The sequence below is a fragment of the Arthrobacter arabinosi genome (assembly GCF_054511115.1).
In genome coordinates this window covers 77330-96062 of sequence record NZ_JBTNDF010000003.1, presented here as the reverse complement: position 1 = coordinate 96062, position 18733 = coordinate 77330, and the positions used below count along the sequence as shown (strand labels likewise).

Sequence of the window (18733 nt, the reverse complement as noted above, 5' to 3'; positions counted from 1 at the left end):
GCCGGCCAGGTGCACAGCCAGGTGTACAGCTAGGCCAGGAGGACGAAGCTCGCGAACGCGGCGACCAGCATGCCGGGTCCGAACGGGAACGTCGAGCCGCGCGAGCCGCGGCGGAACAGCAGCACCGCGAGTCCGGCCAGGCCCCCGAGCAGGAACCCTCCCAGGAGCGTGCCGAGCCATGCCGTGTAGCCGGCCCACCCGCCGAAGAGGCCGAGGACGGCCGCGAGCTTCACGTCGCCCATCCCCATGCCTGCGGGGTTGATGAGCGCGAGGACGAGGTACACGGCAAACAGCGCAGCAGCTCCTGCGGCGGCGCCGAGCAGGCCGCTCCACTCACCGCTCGCCCCTGCCGCGACCAGCAGCAGGGGGACGGCCACGGCCAGGAAGCGCACGAGGACGGCGTTCGGGAGCAGCTTGGACCGGGCGTCGATGGCCGCAAGCAGCACGCCGAAGGCTGCCAGGCACCCCACGAGCGGCAGCGTCCACCACTCGGCCGCTGCCAGTCCGCCCGCGCCGGCGAGCACGCCCGCCAGCAGCGCGAGGGGGAGCCGAACCCGCCCCGGGAGGACCGTGCGCGGGTCCCGGCCGGCGAGGGAGAACAGCGCGGAGGCGAGGGCGGCGCTGAGGACGGCCGTGACCAGTGCGGGGATCACCTAGATGGAATCTTCCAGGCTGCCCTGCTGGGCACGCGAGACGTCCCCGTTGACGGGCAGCGTGACGGTGAAGCGGCTCCCCTTGCCGGGCGAGCTCACGCAGTGGATCGAGCCGCCGTGGCTCTCGACGATCGACTTGGTGATGGCCAGCCCCAGGCCCGCCCCGTCGATGTCCGTCCGGCGCGCAGCGGGCGTGCGGTAGAACCGGGAGAAGACCTGGCGGGCCTCCTGCTCGGTCATGCCCATGCCGCGGTCGTCCACGTGGAGGCGGATCTCGGATTCGGTCTCCTCGGCGCGGACGATCACGAGGCCGCCGTCGGGGGAGTACTTGATGGCGTTGGAGAGCAGGTTGTCGAGTACCTGGGAGATCCGCAGCGGGTCGATGAGCGTCCAGAGCGGGCTGAGGGCGTCCGTCCGGAGCCTCACCCCGTTCTTCTGCGCTCGGAGCCGGTTGGTGCGCACGCTCATCTCGATCACGGCCGCGAGGTCCACGGGGCGCGGGTGGACCCTCACGCGGTCGCCCGCGGTGGACAGCAGGTCCGCGACGAGGTGGAGCACGCGCTCCGCGTTCCGGCCCGCGACGTCGACATAGCCGGCGAGGTGGGCGGGCAGTCGGTGGTCGTCCTCCAGGACGAGTTCCAGGTAGCCCAGCACCGAGGTCAGCGGGGCGTGGAACTCGTGGGAGATGTTCGAGATGAACGTGTCCTTGGCGGTCACCGCCTCGACCAGTTCGGTGACGTCGCTGCAGGCGATCAGGGCGCCGGCGATCCCGCCGTCGGCATCCTTGATGGGTCGGGCCGCTGTCGAGAGTGCGCGCTGTGCGTCCCCGTCGCCCACCCAGACGAGCTGGTCCGCGAATGTCTCTCCCCTGAGGGCGCGGTGCACCGGGCGCCGGTCCAGGGGCAGCGGCGTGACGCGGTCCGGTCCGAACACGAGGGTGTCGTGTCCTGCGTCGTCGGGGCCTGCCGAGAGCCGGTTGAACAGCTCCTGCTGCCGGTTCGTGAGCGTGGTGGTGCCGTGGGCGTCGACGGCGGTGAGGCCGACGTCGACGGTGTTCAGGATCGCGGTCAGGACCCGCTCGCGATCGATGGCGGCTTGCAGGAGGCGGTTGAGCTCGCGGTCCTTGCGCTCGATGTCGGCCTGGCGTGCCTCGGCTTCGGCGCTCATCACCTGGATGGTGACGCCGATGCAGAGCATGAGGATGGGCAGCAGCAGGGCGCCCACGTACGAGGTCGGCCGGTCCGGCTGGAAGGAGCCCACGAGGGGCCACACGGTGATGAGGAGGGAACCGGCCGCGGTGCATGCGAGGGCCGCCCAGGTGGGCAGCGGGGAGCGCATGAGCCAGAGGACGGGGAAGATCGCGAGGACACCGAGCGCCGGCTGGATGTCCGTCGCGCCGGTCCGAAGCAGGGCGATCGCGACGAAGTCGAGGACCGGGACGACGAGCACGGCGCCGCGCGGCAGTTCGTCCCACGGGACGACGACACACAGGGCCGCCAGGACCAGGATCAGGAAGAAGCCCTGCTCGTACGTCCGGTTGGACATCAGTCCCGGCCGCAGGACCGGGGCCGTGACCGACATGACGACGACGACGAGGGTGAGGGGGACCTGGCAGAGGATCCCCGCACGGCCGATGCTCAGGCTGGACGTCGTCGCGCGCAGCCATGACGCGCTGGAACTCCTAGCCATGCACGAGCCAGGGGACGGGAGAACTCCACATGCTGAATGACTTTCCGACGCTGAGACCTACGTACTGCCCTCATTATGTCGCTCTCCCCGCGTTTTGCACGCCCATCCGGGATAATTCGTGCGGGCAACCGGGCAGAATGGATGCCATGACGAGTCGAACGGACCTCACCGCAGGTCGGATGGGGACGGATACCGAATGAGCGATCCGGGAGTGGCAGTCGTCATCGAGGACGATGCCGATGTGCGGAACCTGGTCGGGGCGGTGCTGCGGCAGTCGGGCTTCGACGTCCAGGTGGCACCGAACGGGAGAGCCGGCGTCGAGCTGGTGCGTACGCACGACGCCACCGTGGTGACGGTGGACGTCGGTCTGCCGGACATCGACGGGTACGAGGTGCTGCGGCGCATCCGCGGCTTCAGCAACTGCTACGTGGTGATGCTGACGTCACGCGGCGACGAACTGGACACGCTCACCGCCCTGCAGTCGGGCGCGGACGACTACCTGACGAAGCCGTTCCGCCCCCGGGAACTGCGGGCGCGGATCGCGGCGATGCTGCGGCGTCCGCGCGCCGTCCCGGAGCCCGCCGCCGAGGTCACTGCTCCGGCGCCGTCGGAGGGTGCGCCGCTCCCGGTCAGCGAGCCGTCATCGGTGATCGAGCACAACGGACTGGCCCTGAACGCCTCCGCGCGCACCGTGGTGGTCGATGGACGAGACCTCCCGCTGACACGCAGCGAGTTCGACCTGCTCAACGAGATGCTGAAGAGCAGTGGCGCGGTGAGGACGAAGGCGGACCTCGTGCGGGTCGTCCGCGGCGACTACTACGGCGAGGACACGTACATCAGCGACTCGGACGAGCGCGCGATCGAGGTTCATATCGGCAACCTCCGGCGGAAGCTCGACGAGGATCCGAAGAACCCCCGCTGGCTGCAGACCGTGCGCGGCGTCGGCTACCGTCTGACCCCGGCTCGCGTCTGACGGCTGCCTGACGGCTTGTCTGACGGGCTGGGGCTCGGGCCGCCTGCTCAGACGGCCAGGTATCCGGCCTCGAGCTCGTCGATCGTATCCAGACCGCAGCGCTCGATGCAGGGGAGCGCGCGACGTGCGGCATCGAGATCGGCCGAGGTGACGGCTGCCTCGAAGGTCGCGGCGAGAGCCGACAACCGCTCGGCACCCACCATGACGGAGGAGTTGCGGAGGCTGAGCGCCGCCTCGAGGGCCGCGGGCAGGTCCTGGTCGCCGACAGAGCGCGTCAGCCGGAGGTAGCGGTCCCCGAAGCCCGTGATGTAGTCGCGGGCGAAGGCCCGTACCGGCCGCGGGTCGGTGAACTGGCCCTCGAGCTGGGACAGGACGGCAAGGTCGACGAGCGGCAGGGCGGGCGGGGCGGTAGTCGGAAGCACCGTTCCAGCGTACGACGCCCCTCTGACCGTCAGCCGGGAATCGCCACGCGGCAATCCCGCGGTTGCTTGTGGAGGCAGGACGTGTTTTCCGAGTAGGAATCGCTCATCGGCCGGCGAACGTATCCATGACGTTGAGTGCGGCCGGACCGAGGATGACGATGAACAGCACCGGGAAGATGAACAGCAGGAGGGGGAAGAGCACCGCGACCGGGAGCTTCATCGCCTTCTCCTCCGCACGTTGGCGCCGCTTCACGCGCATGACCTTCGCCTGGGTCCGCAGCACACCGGACAGGGCGATGCCGTAGGCGTCGGCCTGCACGATGGCCTTCACGAAGCTGCGCAGTTCGGGGATGGTGCTGCGGTCCGCCATCGCGAGGTAGGCCTCCCGCCGGCTGCGTCCCACCTGCATGTCCTGCAGCGTCCGCACCAGCTCGTCGGCCAGGGGTCCCTTCCCGGTCTCCCCGGCGCGCTGCATGGCACTCTCGAACCCCAGGCCCGCTTCCACGGAGATCAGCATCTGGTCCAGCGTGTTGGCCAGTTCCAGGGCCATGGCCTTCTGGCGTTCCTGCCCCTTGCTGTAGAGGAGGAGGTCCGGCACGAAGTAGCCGAGGAGCGTCACGAAGATCGAGAGCAGCACGAAGAGTTTGCTGGGGTTCGACTGCACGAGCAGGATCCCGGCCAGGCCACCGGCGAGACCGAGCAGCGGCTTGGCGGTGAGGACCTTGGCCAGCGGCATCGATGCAGGACGGCCCGCGAGGGCCAGCAGGCGGTCGAGTTTCAGGACGTACGCCTGCGGGGTGAGACGCCGGCCCAGCCGGAGGAGGGGATTCGGGCGCTCTGCAGCGGCGACGCCCAGCCCCACCCCCTGGTTGAGGTTGTGCTGCACGGTCCGGCGCATCCGGGCGTCGGAGGTGAGCAGGGACCAGGTGAAGTAGCCAATGGGGGCCGAGGTGAGCAGGAGCGAGGCGAGCAGGGTCGGGTCCATGACGGTGTCCTCAGAACTTCAGGTCGATGATCTTGCGGAGCCAGAGCCCGCCGATGGTCATCATGACGGCGGCGACCCCGAGCATGACCCAGCCCATGGGCTTCGTGAACAGCGGGTCGACGTAACCGGGACTGACCACGGTGAGGATCAGCGCGATGCCGAAGGGAAGCGCCCCGAGGATGTAGGCCGAGAACTTGCCCTCCGCGGCGAGCGCCCGGATATGTCCCTTGATCTCGGTGCGCTCGCGGATGGTGTGGCCCACCTGGTCGAGCACGTCGGCGAGGTCACCACCCACCTCGCGGTTGATCTGGATGGCCTGGGCGATCCAGGCGAAGTCCTCGTTCTGCATCCGGTGCGAGGTATCCATGAGCGCGGCGAGGAGATCCTTGCCGAGGCTTGTCTCGGCGACGATCCGGCGCATCTCCTCCGACGTCGGGCTGTCCGCCTCCGTGGCCGCGGCGTCGATCGCCCGCAGGATACTGTGACCCGCCCGCAGGCCTCCGGTGAGCAGTTGCAGCGTGTCGCCGAGCTGTGAGTCGAAGCGGCGACGCCGTCGTCCCGTCCGGAAGGACACCACCAGGTGCGCGACGGCGGGGGAGAGCAGGAACAGGAGGACGCCGACGATGGGCGCGAGCAGCGCCCACCCCAGCAGGAGCCCTGCGATCCCGCCGAAGACCACGAGCAGGTAGACCTCGGCCTGGCTGATTCGAATGCCCGCCGTCTCGAGGACGTTCTGGTTCAGGAAACGCATGGGGTGCCGGCGCAGGTACGCGTCCATGGCACGGCCGGCAGCACCGGCGAACCGTGAGAGCTGCGAGTTCTGCTGCTGGAGAGGTGGCCGGCGCCGGTCCAGCGGCACGGGCGACTGCGCCGGCCGGAGTGCCACGAGCACCAGGACGATCGCGCCGATCACCAGGGCGGCGCCGGCGACGAGGAGGAGGGTCATGCGGCTACCGTCCGCGCAGCGGCGCGGACCCGAAGACGGCGGGTGACACCGTGATCCCCATGTCCTCGAAGCGCTCCATGAAGCGCGGACGGATGCCCGTGGGGACGGGCCGTCCGAGGAAGCGCCCCTTCTGGTCCACGCCGGCCGAGTAGTCGAAGACGAAGGCGTCCTGCAGCGTGACGACGTCGCCCTCCATGCCCTGCACCTCGGTGACGTGCGTGATGCGCCGGCTGCCGTCGCGGAGGCGCGAGATCTGCACCACGAGGTTGACGGCGGACGCCAACTGTTCGCGGATGGCGCGGAGCGGCAGGTCCATGCCCGCCATGAGCACGAGGGTCTCGAGGCGCGCCACGGCGTCCCTCGGTGAGTTGGCGTGCACCGTGGACAGCGAGCCGTCGTGGCCGGTGTTCATGGCCTGGAGCATGTCGAGGGACTCGCCGCCGCGCACCTCGCCGATGACGATGCGGTCGGGCCGCATGCGGAGGGAGTTGCGGACGAGGTCGCGGATGGACACGGCGCCCTTGCCCTCGGTGTTCGGCGGGCGGCTCTCGAGGCGCACCACGTGCTGCTGCTGGATCTGGAGTTCGACGGCGTCCTCGATGGTGACGATGCGGTCGTCTTCGGGCAGAAAGGATGACAGCACGTTGAGCAGGGTGGTCTTCCCGGTGCCCGTGCCGCCCGAGACGATGATGTTGAGCTTCGCCTTCACGCAGGCGTCGAGCAGTTCGGCCATCTCCGGGGTGAGCGTGCCGAAGTCGATGAGGTTCTGGACCGTCAGGGGAACCTTGCTGAACTTGCGGATGGTCAGCGACGAGCCGTTGACCGCGAGCGGGGGGATGACGGCGTTGACGCGTGAGCCGTCCTCGAGCCGCGCGTCGACGAAGGGTGAGGACTCGTCGATGCGGCGGCCCACCTTGGAGACGATGCGCTCGATGACGCGGCGCAGGTGTTCCTCGGAGCTGAACCGGGAGTCGCTGAGCGTCAGCTTGCCCTTCTGCTCGACGTAGATCTGGTCCATCCGGTTGACCATGATCTCCGTGACCGAGGCGTCGTCGAGGAGTCGCTGGAGCGGGCCGAACCCGAGGACGTCGTCGGCGACGTCCTGGATGAGGCGGCGCCGTTCGTCGGGGCTGAGCGGCACCTGCTCGGCGTCGATGATCTGGCTCAGCTCCTCCCGCGCGACGACCTTCAGGTCCTCCTCGGTGATGGAGGTGTCGCTCGCGCGGGTGCCCATGCGCTCGAAGAGGGCGGCGGCGGCGCGCTGCTTGAGGCCCGCGAAGACATCCACCTTTGCGCTGCCAGGCTTCTCGGGTGCGTCGCGGACGACGGCGGGCGCGAGGGTCTTCGGACGTGGCTCGGGCGTCGCGGCGGGAGAGTCGGACTCGACGACTGCGGGTGCAGGGGCGAGGCCCGCAGCCTGGATACGCGCGGAGAGGTTCATCGGACCACCACACGGCGGTGCAGCTTCTTCTGCGACCTCGCACGCCATTCGTGGTCGAACCGCTGTACGAGCTCGGTGAGGCTCTTCGTCGCGGGGTCGCGGACCTTGTCCTGGAGGAGGGGGACGCCGCGGTTCGTCGCGAGGGTGATGGCCCGTGAACGGGGGATGGACACGTCGACGGGCGCGTTCAGGGTCGCCTCGATGTCCTCCACCGAGAGCCCCGTCTTGGTGTCGGCGAAGTTGAGGACCACGTGGCGGGTCTCGGGCAGGAGATTGAGCTTCTGCAGTACATCTAGTCCCGTGCGCAGGCCGCGGACGCTCGGCACGTCCATGCCGGTCACCCAGACGGCGTCGGTGCACTGCTCCAGCGCGGCGAGGCTCGGCTCGGTGAGCCCGGGGCCGGTGTCGACGACGACGTAGCGGAACTCCATCGCGAGCTGCTGGATCAGGCGGGTCACCTGGGCCGAGGAGACGCGGTCGGCGTCGGCGGGGTTCTTGGGGCCGCAGAGGGCGTAGATCCCTGAGGGGTGCGGGGTGAGGAAGGCCTTGAGGACCATCGAGTCCTGGGTGGCAGCACCCGTGACGGCGTCGAGCACGGAGTACTCGGGGTTCAGGTAGAGGCCCGTGCCGACGTCGCCGAACTGGAGGTCGAGATCCACGATCACCACGCTCATCGGGGCGAGCTTCCCGAGGCCGACGGCCAGGTTGGTGGAGACCGTCGTCTTGCCGACGCCACCCTTCGGGGAGAAGACCCCGATGACGAGGCCGCTCTGCTGCTCGCGGGGTTGCTGTGCGCCGGTGCGCTGGCGCGTCGCGAAAGCCTGGCAGGCGCGTTCGAGCTGGGCGCGGATACTCGCGATGTCCGCCAGTGGGGAGAGGATGTCGCGGACGCCGGCGCGCATCGCCTGCAGGGCGATGTCCGGGTGGTCGTCATGCACGAGCACGACGCTGATCTCCGGGAAGGTCACGTCCACGACGAGGGCGAGGCGCAGCGCTTCCTCGATGGCGATGCCCGGCCCGAAGACCAGCACCTCGGGCCGCTCCAGCCCCAGCTGGTCGAGGACGGGCGTCGGATCTCCGCTGAGGACGCTTGCGGGCAGGCTTTTCACGTGGCCCTGCAGCCCACCTGCGACGGCGTGGCGGACCTTCTGCTCGAAGTCCGAGCTGGGGGTGATCAGGACGAATCTGCTCATCGGTACAGTTCCTTGTTCTGGACGATGGGGGAGTCTCCCTCGACCGTCTCGGCCGTTTCCTTGCTCAGCCACAGGCTGGCGTTCTGGTTCGCGTGCACGATTCGCGTCGCCTGGGCGGTGTCGACGGCGATGGTGAGCATGAGGGACCCGCTGGGCAGCGCCTCGGCTTCGGCGCGTGCCTGCGCCTCGGGGTCGGCGGCGGGGTCGGCGGCGACGGCGGTGGGGGCGCGCTGCACGGAGGTGACGAGGATCTTGTGGAGGGCGAGTTTCGTCGTAGGGACGTCCGGCGCCTCCTCGAGACCTCCCGATTCCAGGGAGATGAAGACACCCACGGTGTCACCGGGGGCGATCTTCCCGCCGACGGCGCGGTCGGGTTCGATCGTGAAGGAGACTTCCTGCAGGCCTTCAGGGACGTCGACACTGCCGGCAGTTGCGGCGTCGTCGGGGTCGACGAGGCGCTCGGCGAGCAGTTGCTCGCCGGGCATCAGGTCCACGGCCGTGACTTTGCCCCCCGAGGCTTCCAGATCCTTGAGCGCGGACGCACCGACCGCGGTGGCCGGCAGGGCCTTGGTGGTGAGGAACGGCTGAAGCTCCTCGGAGGGCGTCCCTGCAGGCACCGCGGTGGCCACCACCAGGACATCCACCGGGTCGAGGCCCTGCACTGCACGTGCTTCGGCGCCCTGCGCATAGCCGAACAGCATCAGGGCTCCGACGAGCGCGAGGACGACGGCGGCGACGCCGGCCAGGAGACGGGATTTCATAGAGTTGCTTCCCTGATAATCGTTTAGAGGACGGGCCGGACGATGGTGACTCCGCCATTGGTGACGGGTCCCAGCGTGTATCCGTCGGCTAGAGAGACGTACTTGACGAACTTGCCGATGATTCCGCGGCAGCTCCCATTGCAGGTCTGGGTCACGCCGCCGTCGGTGACGCTGCTCCGGAAGGTCATGGGGAGCGAGTTGTTGCCCGAGAAGGCCCAGCCCTTCACGTCATAGGCGGCGAAGTAGACCAGGTGGTATTGCGCACCGCTGCCGGTGCCTGTCACCCGGTCGAAGACCGGAAGGAGGAGCGTGACGGTCTCGCCCGCAGTGAGGTCCGCTGCCCAGCTGTTGAGGACGGTGTTGCAGTTGCTGGGACCATCGTTACCGGTATCGCTGCCGGCGATCTGCACTGTGATGTCGATGAAAGCGCCACACTGGCCGGGTGATTGTGGCAGCCAGCCGAAGCCACCAGGTACAGCGGCTCCGGACGGACCGTAATTACAGTCCGGGTTCGCGTTGTCACCGTGGGACTGGAGCAGCTGCAGCGAGCCTCCGACCTGGCCCTGCACCTGGCAGATGGAGAACGTCAGCGGGAAGGGTGCGGTGCCCTTCGTCGGACTGCCCCAGACTGCACTGGACGTCGCAGTGACCTCGCTGGAGCTGATCCCCAATACGTTGGCGAAGACGAGTGACATCCGATTCGGAGTTCCACCTGCTTCCTGAGCGCCCGCGGTCACCGTCACCTTGCGACCGGGAATATCCAGGTTGATCTGCTTGATGTTCGTACGTGCGTCGAGCGCGTTCTGGTTGGCAAGACTCGACGCGAGGGTCGAGGTGGTTGAGCAAGTCGTGTCGGCCGGATCAGCGGCGCATTTCTGGGCGACGGCGTAGGCGGCGGCGTCGGCGCCGTTCTGCAGTTGTGCACGCTCAGAGACCATCATGCCTACGTCGATTGCGAGCGCCGCGAAGCCGAGAAGGACGACCATGAGGAGAGCGACCAAAATGCTGACGGCGCCCTGTTCACGGCCTGAAACATTGATACTTTCGCGACGTGTCACCCCCCGCACAGCATGACCGCCTTGCCGGTCATCGAGAAGGGGCCAGCGATGTTCGTCATGGTGCTCAGGGAGTAGGAGATCGTCACGGTAGCGGTGCCTCCTACTGGGCACCGGTCCCCGGAGGTCGCTCCGGGGACCGAGATCGTGACGTTAGGGGTTGCCAAGGGCGGATTCAGCGTTCCGGCGGCCCCGACGGCCGAGTTCTTTGCCAGCGGTTCATTCTTTGAGATCGCCATGACTCGGACGCCCTCACGGGCCGCATTGGTTAGCGTGGCCTGCACATTGAAGGCTCGCCCGAACTCCATGATGCCCAGGAGCAGAAAGATGAGGACCGGCAGAAGTAGTGCCATTTCTACAGCCGCCGCTCCTCTTTCAGCTTTCGTGCTCACGTTGCTCCTGGCCATGGTTTGTGACGGACGTGATGGTGGCAGTCAAAGGCGGACGCCACCATCACGGGAACTCGATCTAGGCGCAGGTGCCGGTTGTCGCCGGAGCAACCGCTGCCGTATAGGTCTTTCCGTTGACGCTGCACTGAGCCTTTGAGAAGGTTTCCTTCAGTCCGCCGCCGAGCAGCGTGACTGCCGCGATGATGACGACGGCGATGAGGGCGACCATGATGCCGTACTCGACGGCGGTGGCGCCGTCTTCCTTGCGGACCAGGCGGGGGAGGAGGTGCATACGGGTGTCGGATACGAGGAACATGGAGGGACTCCTGAAGGGACGGTTCGAGGTGGCTGACCCAGCGCCAGCGCTGCCAGAAAGCTAGCAATGCGAACACGCAGGAAACCGGGTTTGCCCTGATCCTGACCGAACATTCACAAACCTGCACCGACTCTGCAGGCGCCCTGCGCAGAACCTGCGCTCGCGCTGCCTCGGACAGGGCGAAGCGCCGGAGGCCGCGATCAGGCCGGCGCCTTGGCCGACGAGGGACCGTGCGAGCTGCCGGCCAGGACCGCTCCGACGTCGTCGCCGGCCGCTTTTGACCCGCCCCAGTACGGCAGGCTATCCTTGGGAGTCGTTGTGCGTGTCCCTTCTCGATACGTCTGCGCCCTTCGGAGCGGTTCAGTTGCAGAACCACCTGGCCCGGGGGCGGAGCCGAGATTCACGGGATGACTGGTCGTATTTCAGCCCTCACCTGAAGTTCCGGTAACGCATGAATAAGCTGAGCCCGCGGGTACGGAGGATTCCGTGATCACGGGCGACACCGAAATAGAAACGAAGGCCATAACCGTGCGTACGTACACCCCGAAGCCAGGCGACATCAACCGCCAGTGGCACGTAATCGATGCAACCGACGTCGTCCTCGGCCGTCTTGCCAGCCAGACCGCAATCCTGCTCCGCGGAAAGCACAAGCCGACCTTCGCTCCCCACATGGACATGGGCGATTTCGTCATCATCATCAACGCTGAAAAGGTAGCCCTCACCGGCTCCAAGCTCGAGCAGAAGCGCGCCTACCGCCACTCGGGTTACCCGGGCGGCCTGAAGTCGACCACCTACGTGGAACTCCTGGACAAGAACCCGGAGCGCGCAGTCGAGAAGGCCATCCGTGGCATGCTCCCCAAGAACTCGCTGGCTGCACAGCAGATCGGCAAGCTGAAGGTCTACCGCGGCGCCGAGCACCCCCACGCCGCGCAGCAGCCCAAGACATACGAAATCACTCAGGTCGCCCAGTAGTCCTGGCCACCAGTACTAAAAAATCACTTCAAGGAGAACCGTGGCTGAGAACACTGAAGAGCTGAATGAACCCACTGAGGAGCTCACGAGCTACACCTCGGAGTCCACCGAAGGCGGCGAGACCGCCGTCAAGGAGCGTCCCGCGCTGACCGTCGGCGGCGGAGCCGTCGGACGCCGCAAGGAAGCCGTCGCCCGCGTGCGCCTCGTCCCCGGCACCGGCAAGTGGATCGTCAACGGGCGCGAGCTCGCCGACTACTTCCCGAACAAGCTGCACCAGCAGGAAGTCAACGACCCGTTCAAGCTCCTCGAGCTCGACGGCGCCTACGACGTCATCGCCCGCATCCACGGCGGTGGACCTTCCGGCCAGGCCGGTGCACTCCGCCTCGGCGTCGCGCGCACGCTGAACGAGATCGACCGCGAGAACAACCGCCCCGCCCTCAAGAAGGCAGGCTTCCTGACCCGTGACGCCCGCGTCATCGAGCGCAAGAAGGCCGGTCTCAAGAAGGCACGCAAGGCACCGCAGTACTCCAAGCGCTGATCCTTCGAGGACACGCGCAGATGCCCGTCCGGGCTCCCCGGGCGGGCATCGTGCTTTAACCTGTTCAAAGCCGGCCCGAGCGGTCCCATGTTCTGCACTTAGGATGATCACGATGAGCAAGTTATTCGGAACCGACGGCGTGCGGGGTCTGGCCAATGGCCTGATCACGGCGGAACTGTCCCTCCAGTTGGCCCAGGCGGCCGCTGTCGTCCTCGGCCACAACGCCGCGGACGGACGCCGCCCCACCGCCGTCATCGCCCGTGACCCCCGCATCAGCGGCGAGTTCATCGCGGCCGCCGTCGAGGCCGGGCTCGCCAGTTCCGGCGTCGACGTGTACGACGCCGGGGTCCTGCCCACGCCGGCAGCGGCGTTCCTCGTGGCCGACCTCGGCGCCGACTTCGGCGTCATGATTTCCGCCTCCCACAACGCCGCCCCCGACAACGGCATCAAGTTCCTCGCGCGGGGCGGCAACAAGCTCAGCGACGCCCTCGAGGACGCCATCGAGGACGAGATGGCGCGGCCCCGACTGCGCCCCGTGGCGGGCGACGTGGGACGCATCCAACGCTTCGCCGACGCCGAGGACCGTTACGTGGTCCACCTCCTCCAGACCCTCCCGCACCGCCTCGACGGACTCAAGGTGGTCCTCGACTGCGCCCACGGCGCGGCAAGCGGTTGCTCGCCCGAGGTCTTCAGGGATGCCGGCGCGGACATCGTCGTCATCGGCGCGGACCCCGACGGCATCAACATCAACGACGGCTACGGGTCCACGCACCTCGAGAAGCTGCAGGCGGCCGTCCTCGAGCACGGTGCGGACCTCGGCATCGCCCACGACGGCGACGCCGACCGGTGCCTCGCCGTCGACCACGAGGGGACGATCGTGGACGGCGACCAGATCATGGCGGTGATGGCGCTGGCCATGAAGGACGTCGGGAAGCTCAAGGACGACACCCTCGTGGCAACCGTGATGAGCAACCTGGGGCTCAAGATCGCGCTACGCGAAGCGGGCATCACCATTAGGGAGACCGGTGTGGGCGACCGCTACGTGCTCGAGGGCATGCGCGACGGCGGCTACAGCCTCGGCGGCGAGCAGTCCGGCCACGTGATCTTCGCCGACCACGCCACCACGGGCGACGGCGTCCTCACCGGACTGCAGCTGGCGTCCCGTATCGCCGGCACCGGCAAGACCCTGAAGGAACTCGCCGCCGTCATGACGAAGCTCCCTCAGGTGCTCATCAACGTCAAGGGCGTGGACCGCGGCGCAGCGAACACCGACGAGGGTGTGCAGGACGCCGTCCGCGAGGCCACGGCCGTGCTCGGCGAGACCGGACGGGTGCTGCTGCGCCCCTCGGGCACGGAGCCCGTGGTGCGCGTCATGGTCGAGGCCGCAGATCAGGCCACCGCGCAGCGCATCGCCGAGGGCCTCGCCGCGACCGTGCAGCAGAGGCTGTCCCTGGCCCCGGTCGCCTGACCCAATGTGACCTGCCCGCCGGGCACTACCCTGCGGCTCCGTGTGCCGTCCACGGCACGACGACGATCTGCGCTTCCGCCGGGAGCTCCACTCCCTCGGAGGTGCTGAAGGCCATCGGCAGGCCCCGGGCGGTCGGCCAGTCGATGCTGTCCGTGACCTGGACGTGGACGTGCGGCTGGGTGCTGTTCCCCGAGTTCCCGCACTCGCCGATCACCTCACCGGCTTGCACGCGGTCCCCGACGCCGACGCGAAGCGACGTGCGGCGAAGGTGCGCGACCAGCACGAAGGGCCCGTCCGTGCGCAGCGCGATGACCACGTGGTTACCGGCGATGGCGCCCGCCCCACGCCGGAGGCGCTGCGCCTGACCGGCCGCATACGGCAGCAGCGCCAGCTGGGAGCGTCGCGCCGCGTGGTCCTCCTCGCCGTCGTGCGCGCTGACGACGACGCCGCCCACCGGGGCGAGCACCGGCACGCCGAATCCGATGAAGTCCTCCGCAGGCTCCGTGGCCACCAGGCTCCGCCAGGTCCGCGGGGCCGGACGGCCGCCGGCATCCACGGGCACGAGGTCGATCGCGTAGGTGGTCCCCATCAGATCGGTGCCGTGGCTCGGCACCCGACGCGCAGGACTGTTCCGCGCACGGAATCGCCCCTGGAGCGGGTAGCGCAGCAGCACCGGGCCGCCGTCCGACGCGGGATCTCCCATGCGCCCCATTGTCGTCCTCCCGGCGGCGGGGAGCGAGGCCCCGGACGCAGGGGGAGCGCTCGACGGAGGCCGAACCAGGACCCGGCGAAGCGCCGTCAGCCCACGAGGGCGGCACCGCCCCGGACACACGAGGAGACCTGCGCGCGGCACGGCCGGTCGCAGCCCGCAGCGCTCGGGGAGGACGTGGCGAGCAGGCGGGCGACGGCGTCGTCGTACCGAGCCACGGCGATCTCGGCGATCACCGGGCTCGGCAGCAGGGGTGCGCTGACGACGTCGGCGCCTGCCTTGGCCAGCTGATCGTGGAAGTACCCGGGAGCCAAAAGGTAGGACGCGATGGCCACGGGCCCGCCCCGCGACAGGCCGGCGGACACGGCGTCCGGCACGGACGGCCTCGCCTTGGAGCCGAAGCCGGGCCGCACCGGACCGGTCCTGAGTTCCGTGAGGACGGCCAGCACCTCGGCGACGTCCTCCGCAGCGCATGCGTCCGAGGATCCGGCGGCGGCCAGCACGACGGCGGCACCGTCCGCCACGCCCGCCTCTTCGAGGCGCTGCTGCAGCACGCCGGCCAGGCGCGGATCCGGGCCCAGCGGCAACGCCGGGGTGGTGCCGGGCCTGCCGGCCGCCGCCCGCGCGATGTCCACCTTCATGTGGTACCCGACCGAGAGCAGCAGCGGGACGATGACCGCGGGGCGTCCGGGCGGGAGGGAGGCGATGACGTCCACGAGGTCGGGCTCCTGGACGTCGACGTAGGCCTCGATGACGTCCAGCTCGGGTCGAAGAGCCGCGATGCCGGCCCGGACGGCGTCTATCTCACGGCGTCCCTGCGCGTTGTCGGTGCCGTGCGAGCACGCGATGAGCACAGGTGTCCCGGAGGGCGCGAGGTGCTCGGTCATGGAAGCCATTGAAGCATCGACCGGACGGCGGGCCGAAGCGCCGCGGGCTCAGGGAGCAAGGCCCACCTCGACCATGCCGGCGACGCACCTGACCGGGAACGCCCGCAGCCCGGCGCCACCGGAGAGGCAGGCGCCGGTGGAGAGGTCGTACACCTCCTTGTGCAGGGGCGAGGCGATGGTCGGAGCCGCGCCGCGGGAGCCGACGATGCCGCGGGCCATGACGGCGGCGCCGGTGCGGGGGTCGATGTTGCCGACGGCGTGCAGGCTGTTCCCCGGAAGCCGGAACAGGGCGATCTGTTCGGCGTCGACGAGTGCCGCCTCCCCCCAGTACTCCTCGAGGTCGTCGAGTCGGCAGAGCGGGAGCCAGGTGGTCCCGGCCGGGGCAGGACGGTGCAGGATCAGCTCGGTCATGGCGTTCTCCTCGCAGTGGGTCGGCAGGGACGGTCGAAGGTGGCGGTGCCTTACACCTCGAGGCTAGGCACCGCAGGTGTCGCCTGCGTCCCGGCGCTGTTGCGTCGGGGTAACTTCAAGCTCACCGGGCGCGCGGGCGGCCGTGAGCCCGAAGTTAACCTTGCGATACATCCGCGACACACGGGGGACATTGCGCGTTCGTACTCTGGAGCCAGAAGCGGGACCACCAGGTCCGGACGGAAGGCACCCATGAGCGAGACGCGATCATCACGGCCCGCCGAGGGCCCCGCAGGACCTGCCGGGCGGCGCATCGTCGTCGTCGGAGGCGGGCCGGCGGCCCACCGGTTCGTCGAGGCGCTGTGGCGTCGGGGCACGGACGGCCTGCACATCACCGTCCTCACCGAGGAGGTCCATGCCCCGTACGACCGCGTGGCGCTCAGCACTGCCCTCACCGGCGACGTCGATCTCGCGCTCGGTGAGCCGCTCATGTGGCGGGAACCGGCGATCCGCCTCGTCACGGGGGAGCGCGCCCTGCGCCTCGACCTCGCAGCGCGCTGCGTCGTCGGGGCGTCGGGTGCGAGGTACACGTACGACGACGTGGTCCTGGCCACCGGATCCGACGCCGTGCGCCTGCCCCTGACCAACGGCGAGCAGGCTGCCGTGTACCGCACCCTCGACGACGTGCAGTGGCTGCGGACCGAGACGGCCCGGCTGGCGGACGACCTCGGGCGTACCCCGCGGGCGGTCGTCATCGGTGGCGGGCTCCTCGGTCTCGAGGCCGCCGGCGGCCTGCAGCAGCTCGGCGCCGAGTCCACCGTGGTCAATCGCGCCGGCTGGCTCATGAACGCGCAGCTCGACCAGGGAGCCGGTCAGGCACTCGGGCGCCTCATCGCCGCGAAGGGCCTGGGCATCCACTGCGGCGGAGCGCCCACCTCTATCGAGACGGACGACGACGGCCGCGTCACGGCCGTGGGCCTCAGCGACGGCGCCGTGCTCCCCGCGGACCTGGTGGTCTTCGCCGTCGGCATCCGCCCCCGCGACGAACTGGCCCGCGAGGCAGGACTCGAGGTGGCGCCCCGGGGCGGCGTGGTGATCAGCGCCGGCTGCGGGACGACGATGCCCGGCGTGTGGGCCATCGGTGAGGTGGCCAGCTACGAGGGCGTCAGCATGGGGCTGGTGGCGCCCGCGAACGCCATGGCCGAGGTCTGCGCGGACGGCATCCTCGGCGGGGTCTCGACCTTCCCCGGCTTCGATACGGCGACCAAGCTCAAGCTCTCCGGCGTCGAGGTCGCGAGTTTCGGGGATGCGCTTGCCGGGTCCGAGGGCAGCCTGGAGATCGTCTACGCGGACCCCGCCCGCGGGCTCTACCAGAAGCTCGTGGTCACGGACGATGCGAAGACGCTGCTCGGCGGGATCTTCGTCGGCGACGCCGCCCCCTACTCCGCACTCCGGCCGCTGCTGGGACGCGAACTCCCCGCCGAGCCCGGCGCGTACCTCTCGTCCGCGGGCGGCGGGGAGGCACCGCCGTCGGACCTGCCCGACGACGTCATCCTCTGCTCGTGCAACAACGTCACCGCCGGTGCCTGCCGCTCCGCCGTCCACGGTGTCGCCGAGGACGGAACGGCGGGTGGACCCGCGCTCGACATGCCGTCGCTCAAGGCGTGCTCGCGCGCCGGCACCCAGTGCGGCTCCTGCGTCCCGATGCTCAAGAAGCTGCTGGACAGCGAGCTCACGAAGGCGGGCCGGACCGTGTCGCGGGGCCTCTGCGAGCACTTCGCGATGTCGCGGCCGGAGCTCTTCGAGGCCGTCCAGGCGCTCGACCTCGCGTCCTACCAGGACATCCTGCAGCGTTTCGGTGCGGACGACGAGGCGAAGGCCGGTCACGGCTGCGACATCTGCAAGCCCGCCATCGGTTCGATCCTCGCCACCCAGCGCGGCGAATACGTGCTCGACGGCGGCCGTGGCACCCTGCAGGACACCAACGACCGCGCCCTCGCGAACATGCAGCGCAACGGCACCTACTCCGTGGTGCCCCGCATCCCGGGCGGGGAGATCACGCCGCAGAAGCTCGCCGTCATCGCCCAGGTCGCCGAGCAGTTCGGCCTGTACGTGAAACTCACGGGGGCGCTCCGCATCGACCTCTTCGGAGCCCGCCTGGAGCAGCTCCCCGAGATCTGGAAGATCCTGGTGGACGCCGGATTCGAGTCCGGTCAGGCCTATGGCAAGGCCCTGCGGAACGTGAAGTCCTGCGTCGGATCCACCTGGTGCCGGTTCGGCGTGCAGGACTCCGTGGCCATGGCCATCGACCTGGAGCTGCGCTACCGCGGACTGCGGGCACCGCACAAGTTCAAGATGGGCGTCTCGGGCTGCGCCCGCGAGTGCGCGGAGGCGCGCAGCAAGGACGTCGGCGTCATCGCCACGGACCAGGGCTGGAACCTCTACGTGGGCGGCAACGGTGGATTCCAGCCGGCCCACGCACAGCTCCTCGCGCAGGACCTCGACGGCGCGACACTCATCCGCTACATCGACCGCTACCTCATGTACTACATCCGGACCGCGGACCGCATGCAGCGGACGGCCCGCTGGATGGACGACCTCGACGGCGGCCTCGACCATGTACGCGAGGTCGTCGTCGACGACTCGCTCGGTATCGGTGCGGACCTCGAGGCGGCGATGGCACGGCACGTGGAGCACTACGAGGACGAATGGGCCGCGACGCTCAAGGATCCCGACCGTCTCCGGCGGTTCCGCTCCTTCGTCAACGCACCCGACGCCGCGGACCAGTCGATCGTCCTCGTCGAGGAGCGCGGCCAGCGCCGCCCGGCCACACCCGCCGAGATCGAGGCACAGGCACGGCGCACCGGCCTCGGATCATCGATCCCGGTGCGTGCCACGTCCGGGACCCCAGCACTGAGGGAAGGCTGA

The 18733-nt window shown here is 69.2% G+C and carries 19 protein-coding genes; 5 read left to right on the top strand and 14 right to left on the bottom strand.

The window, feature by feature from the left end:
• Positions 1–29: 29 nt before the first annotated feature.
• The gene (locus ACX80P_RS08295; protein ID WP_459277618.1) at positions 30–653 is read right to left on the bottom strand and encodes a prepilin peptidase; all 624 of its coding nucleotides are present in this window, start codon (positions 651–653) and stop codon (positions 30–32) included.
• Entirely contained in the window at positions 654–2342 is a 1689-nt protein-coding gene (locus ACX80P_RS08290; protein ID WP_459277617.1) for a sensor histidine kinase, read from the bottom strand.
• 196 nt (positions 2343–2538) lie between these two features.
• On the opposite strand from ACX80P_RS08290, the gene ACX80P_RS08285 reads away from it, so the two are divergent.
• On the top strand, positions 2539–3315 hold the full coding sequence (locus ACX80P_RS08285) for a response regulator transcription factor (protein WP_459277616.1): 777 nt from the start codon (positions 2539–2541) through the stop codon (positions 3313–3315).
• A gap of 47 nt (positions 3316–3362) precedes the next feature.
• Here ACX80P_RS08285 and ACX80P_RS08280 read toward each other — a convergent pair whose 3' ends face one another.
• From ACX80P_RS08280 to ACX80P_RS08240, 9 genes are all read right to left on the bottom strand, one after another.
• Positions 3363–3737: an Hpt domain-containing protein gene (locus ACX80P_RS08280; RefSeq protein WP_459277615.1), complete on the bottom strand. Its 375-nt coding sequence runs from the start codon at positions 3735–3737 to the stop codon at positions 3363–3365.
• A gap of 103 nt (positions 3738–3840) precedes the next feature.
• Positions 3841–4722: a type II secretion system F family protein gene (locus ACX80P_RS08275; protein ID WP_459277614.1), complete on the bottom strand. Its 882-nt coding sequence runs from the start codon at positions 4720–4722 to the stop codon at positions 3841–3843.
• A 10-nt stretch (positions 4723–4732) separates the two neighbouring features.
• On the bottom strand, positions 4733–5668 hold the full coding sequence (locus ACX80P_RS08270) for a type II secretion system F family protein (RefSeq protein ID WP_459277613.1): 936 nt from the start codon (positions 5666–5668) through the stop codon (positions 4733–4735).
• Positions 5669–5672: 4 nt separating this feature from the next.
• Positions 5673–7109 (bottom strand): TadA family conjugal transfer-associated ATPase, encoded by a 1437-nt coding sequence (locus ACX80P_RS08265; protein WP_459277612.1) that lies wholly within the window; start codon positions 7107–7109, stop codon positions 5673–5675.
• Positions 7106–8302: a CpaE/TadZ family protein gene (locus tag ACX80P_RS08260; RefSeq protein WP_459277611.1), complete on the bottom strand. Its 1197-nt coding sequence runs from the start codon at positions 8300–8302 to the stop codon at positions 7106–7108. The genes ACX80P_RS08265 and ACX80P_RS08260 overlap by 4 nt, the downstream gene beginning before the upstream one ends.
• On the bottom strand, positions 8299–9063 hold the full coding sequence (gene cpaB, locus ACX80P_RS08255) for a Flp pilus assembly protein CpaB (RefSeq protein WP_459277610.1): 765 nt from the start codon (positions 9061–9063) through the stop codon (positions 8299–8301). The genes ACX80P_RS08260 and cpaB overlap by 4 nt, the downstream gene beginning before the upstream one ends.
• Positions 9064–9086: 23 nt before the next feature.
• Complete coding sequence (locus ACX80P_RS08250; protein WP_459277609.1) at positions 9087–10121, bottom strand: pilus assembly protein TadG-related protein; 1035 nt, start codon at positions 10119–10121, stop codon at positions 9087–9089.
• Positions 10118–10510, bottom strand: a complete 393-nt coding sequence (locus ACX80P_RS08245) for a TadE/TadG family type IV pilus assembly protein (protein WP_459277608.1) — start codon at positions 10508–10510, stop codon at positions 10118–10120. The genes ACX80P_RS08250 and ACX80P_RS08245 overlap by 4 nt, the downstream gene beginning before the upstream one ends.
• Before the next feature lie 76 nt (positions 10511–10586).
• Positions 10587–10823 carry a Flp family type IVb pilin gene (locus ACX80P_RS08240; protein ID WP_459277607.1) on the bottom strand — a complete coding sequence of 79 codons (237 nt, stop codon included), beginning with the start codon at positions 10821–10823 and terminating at the stop codon, positions 10587–10589.
• Positions 10824–11351: 528 nt separating this feature from the next.
• Between ACX80P_RS08240 and rplM the strand changes: the two genes are divergently transcribed.
• The 3 genes from rplM (at position 11352) to glmM (ending at position 13801) form a co-directional block, all read left to right on the top strand.
• Positions 11352–11795: a 50S ribosomal protein L13 gene (gene rplM, locus ACX80P_RS08235; RefSeq protein WP_043440690.1), complete on the top strand. Its 444-nt coding sequence runs from the start codon at positions 11352–11354 to the stop codon at positions 11793–11795.
• A 40-nt stretch (positions 11796–11835) separates the two neighbouring features.
• Positions 11836–12333: a 30S ribosomal protein S9 gene (rpsI, locus tag ACX80P_RS08230; RefSeq protein ID WP_043440692.1), complete on the top strand. Its 498-nt coding sequence runs from the start codon at positions 11836–11838 to the stop codon at positions 12331–12333.
• Positions 12334–12445: 112 nt separating this feature from the next.
• Positions 12446–13801 carry a phosphoglucosamine mutase gene (gene glmM, locus ACX80P_RS08225; RefSeq protein WP_459277606.1) on the top strand — a complete coding sequence of 452 codons (1356 nt, stop codon included), beginning with the start codon at positions 12446–12448 and terminating at the stop codon, positions 13799–13801.
• A 25-nt stretch (positions 13802–13826) separates the two neighbouring features.
• Here the strand turns inward: glmM and ACX80P_RS08220 are convergent, their stop codons facing one another.
• The 3 genes from ACX80P_RS08220 to nirD all read right to left on the bottom strand — a co-directional run bounded on the left by ACX80P_RS08220 (position 13827) and on the right by nirD (position 15808).
• A complete protein-coding gene (locus tag ACX80P_RS08220; protein WP_459277605.1) occupies positions 13827–14504 on the bottom strand; it encodes a M23 family metallopeptidase in 678 nt (225 codons plus the stop codon).
• A gap of 95 nt (positions 14505–14599) precedes the next feature.
• The gene (locus ACX80P_RS08215; RefSeq protein WP_459277604.1) at positions 14600–15397 is read right to left on the bottom strand and encodes a sirohydrochlorin chelatase; all 798 of its coding nucleotides are present in this window, start codon (positions 15395–15397) and stop codon (positions 14600–14602) included.
• Positions 15398–15445: 48 nt separating this feature from the next.
• Positions 15446–15808 carry a nitrite reductase small subunit NirD gene (gene nirD / locus ACX80P_RS08210; RefSeq protein WP_459277603.1) on the bottom strand — a complete coding sequence of 121 codons (363 nt, stop codon included), beginning with the start codon at positions 15806–15808 and terminating at the stop codon, positions 15446–15448.
• A 249-nt stretch (positions 15809–16057) separates the two neighbouring features.
• On the opposite strand from nirD, the gene nirB reads away from it, so the two are divergent.
• On the top strand, positions 16058–18733 hold the full coding sequence (nirB, locus tag ACX80P_RS08205; RefSeq protein ID WP_459277602.1) for a nitrite reductase large subunit NirB: 2676 nt from the start codon (positions 16058–16060) through the stop codon (positions 18731–18733).

Excerpts from the sequence above, each read along its gene's own strand:
- ACX80P_RS08290 (WP_459277617.1), bottom strand. The coding sequence starts at position 2,342 with ATGGCTAGGAGTTCCAGCGCGTCATGGCTGCGCGCGACGACGTCCAGC.
- ACX80P_RS08285 (WP_459277616.1), top strand. The coding sequence starts at position 2,539 with ATGAGCGATCCGGGAGTGGCAGTCGTCATCGAGGACGATGCCGATGTG.
- ACX80P_RS08275 (WP_459277614.1), bottom strand. The coding sequence starts at position 4,722 with ATGGACCCGACCCTGCTCGCCTCGCTCCTGCTCACCTCGGCCCCCATT.
- ACX80P_RS08270 (WP_459277613.1), bottom strand. The coding sequence starts at position 5,668 with ATGACCCTCCTCCTCGTCGCCGGCGCCGCCCTGGTGATCGGCGCGATC.
- ACX80P_RS08265 (WP_459277612.1), bottom strand. The coding sequence starts at position 7,109 with ATGAACCTCTCCGCGCGTATCCAGGCTGCGGGCCTCGCCCCTGCACCC.
- ACX80P_RS08260 (WP_459277611.1), bottom strand. The coding sequence starts at position 8,302 with ATGAGCAGATTCGTCCTGATCACCCCCAGCTCGGACTTCGAGCAGAAG.
- cpaB (WP_459277610.1), bottom strand. The coding sequence starts at position 9,063 with ATGAAATCCCGTCTCCTGGCCGGCGTCGCCGCCGTCGTCCTCGCGCTC.
- ACX80P_RS08240 (WP_459277607.1), bottom strand. The coding sequence starts at position 10,823 with ATGTTCCTCGTATCCGACACCCGTATGCACCTCCTCCCCCGCCTGGTC.
- glmM (WP_459277606.1), top strand. The coding sequence starts at position 12,446 with ATGAGCAAGTTATTCGGAACCGACGGCGTGCGGGGTCTGGCCAATGGC.
- ACX80P_RS08220 (WP_459277605.1), bottom strand. The coding sequence starts at position 14,504 with ATGGGAGATCCCGCGTCGGACGGCGGCCCGGTGCTGCTGCGCTACCCG.
- ACX80P_RS08215 (WP_459277604.1), bottom strand. The coding sequence starts at position 15,397 with ATGACCGAGCACCTCGCGCCCTCCGGGACACCTGTGCTCATCGCGTGC.
- nirD (WP_459277603.1), bottom strand. The coding sequence starts at position 15,808 with ATGACCGAGCTGATCCTGCACCGTCCTGCCCCGGCCGGGACCACCTGG.
- nirB (WP_459277602.1), top strand. The coding sequence starts at position 16,058 with ATGAGCGAGACGCGATCATCACGGCCCGCCGAGGGCCCCGCAGGACCT.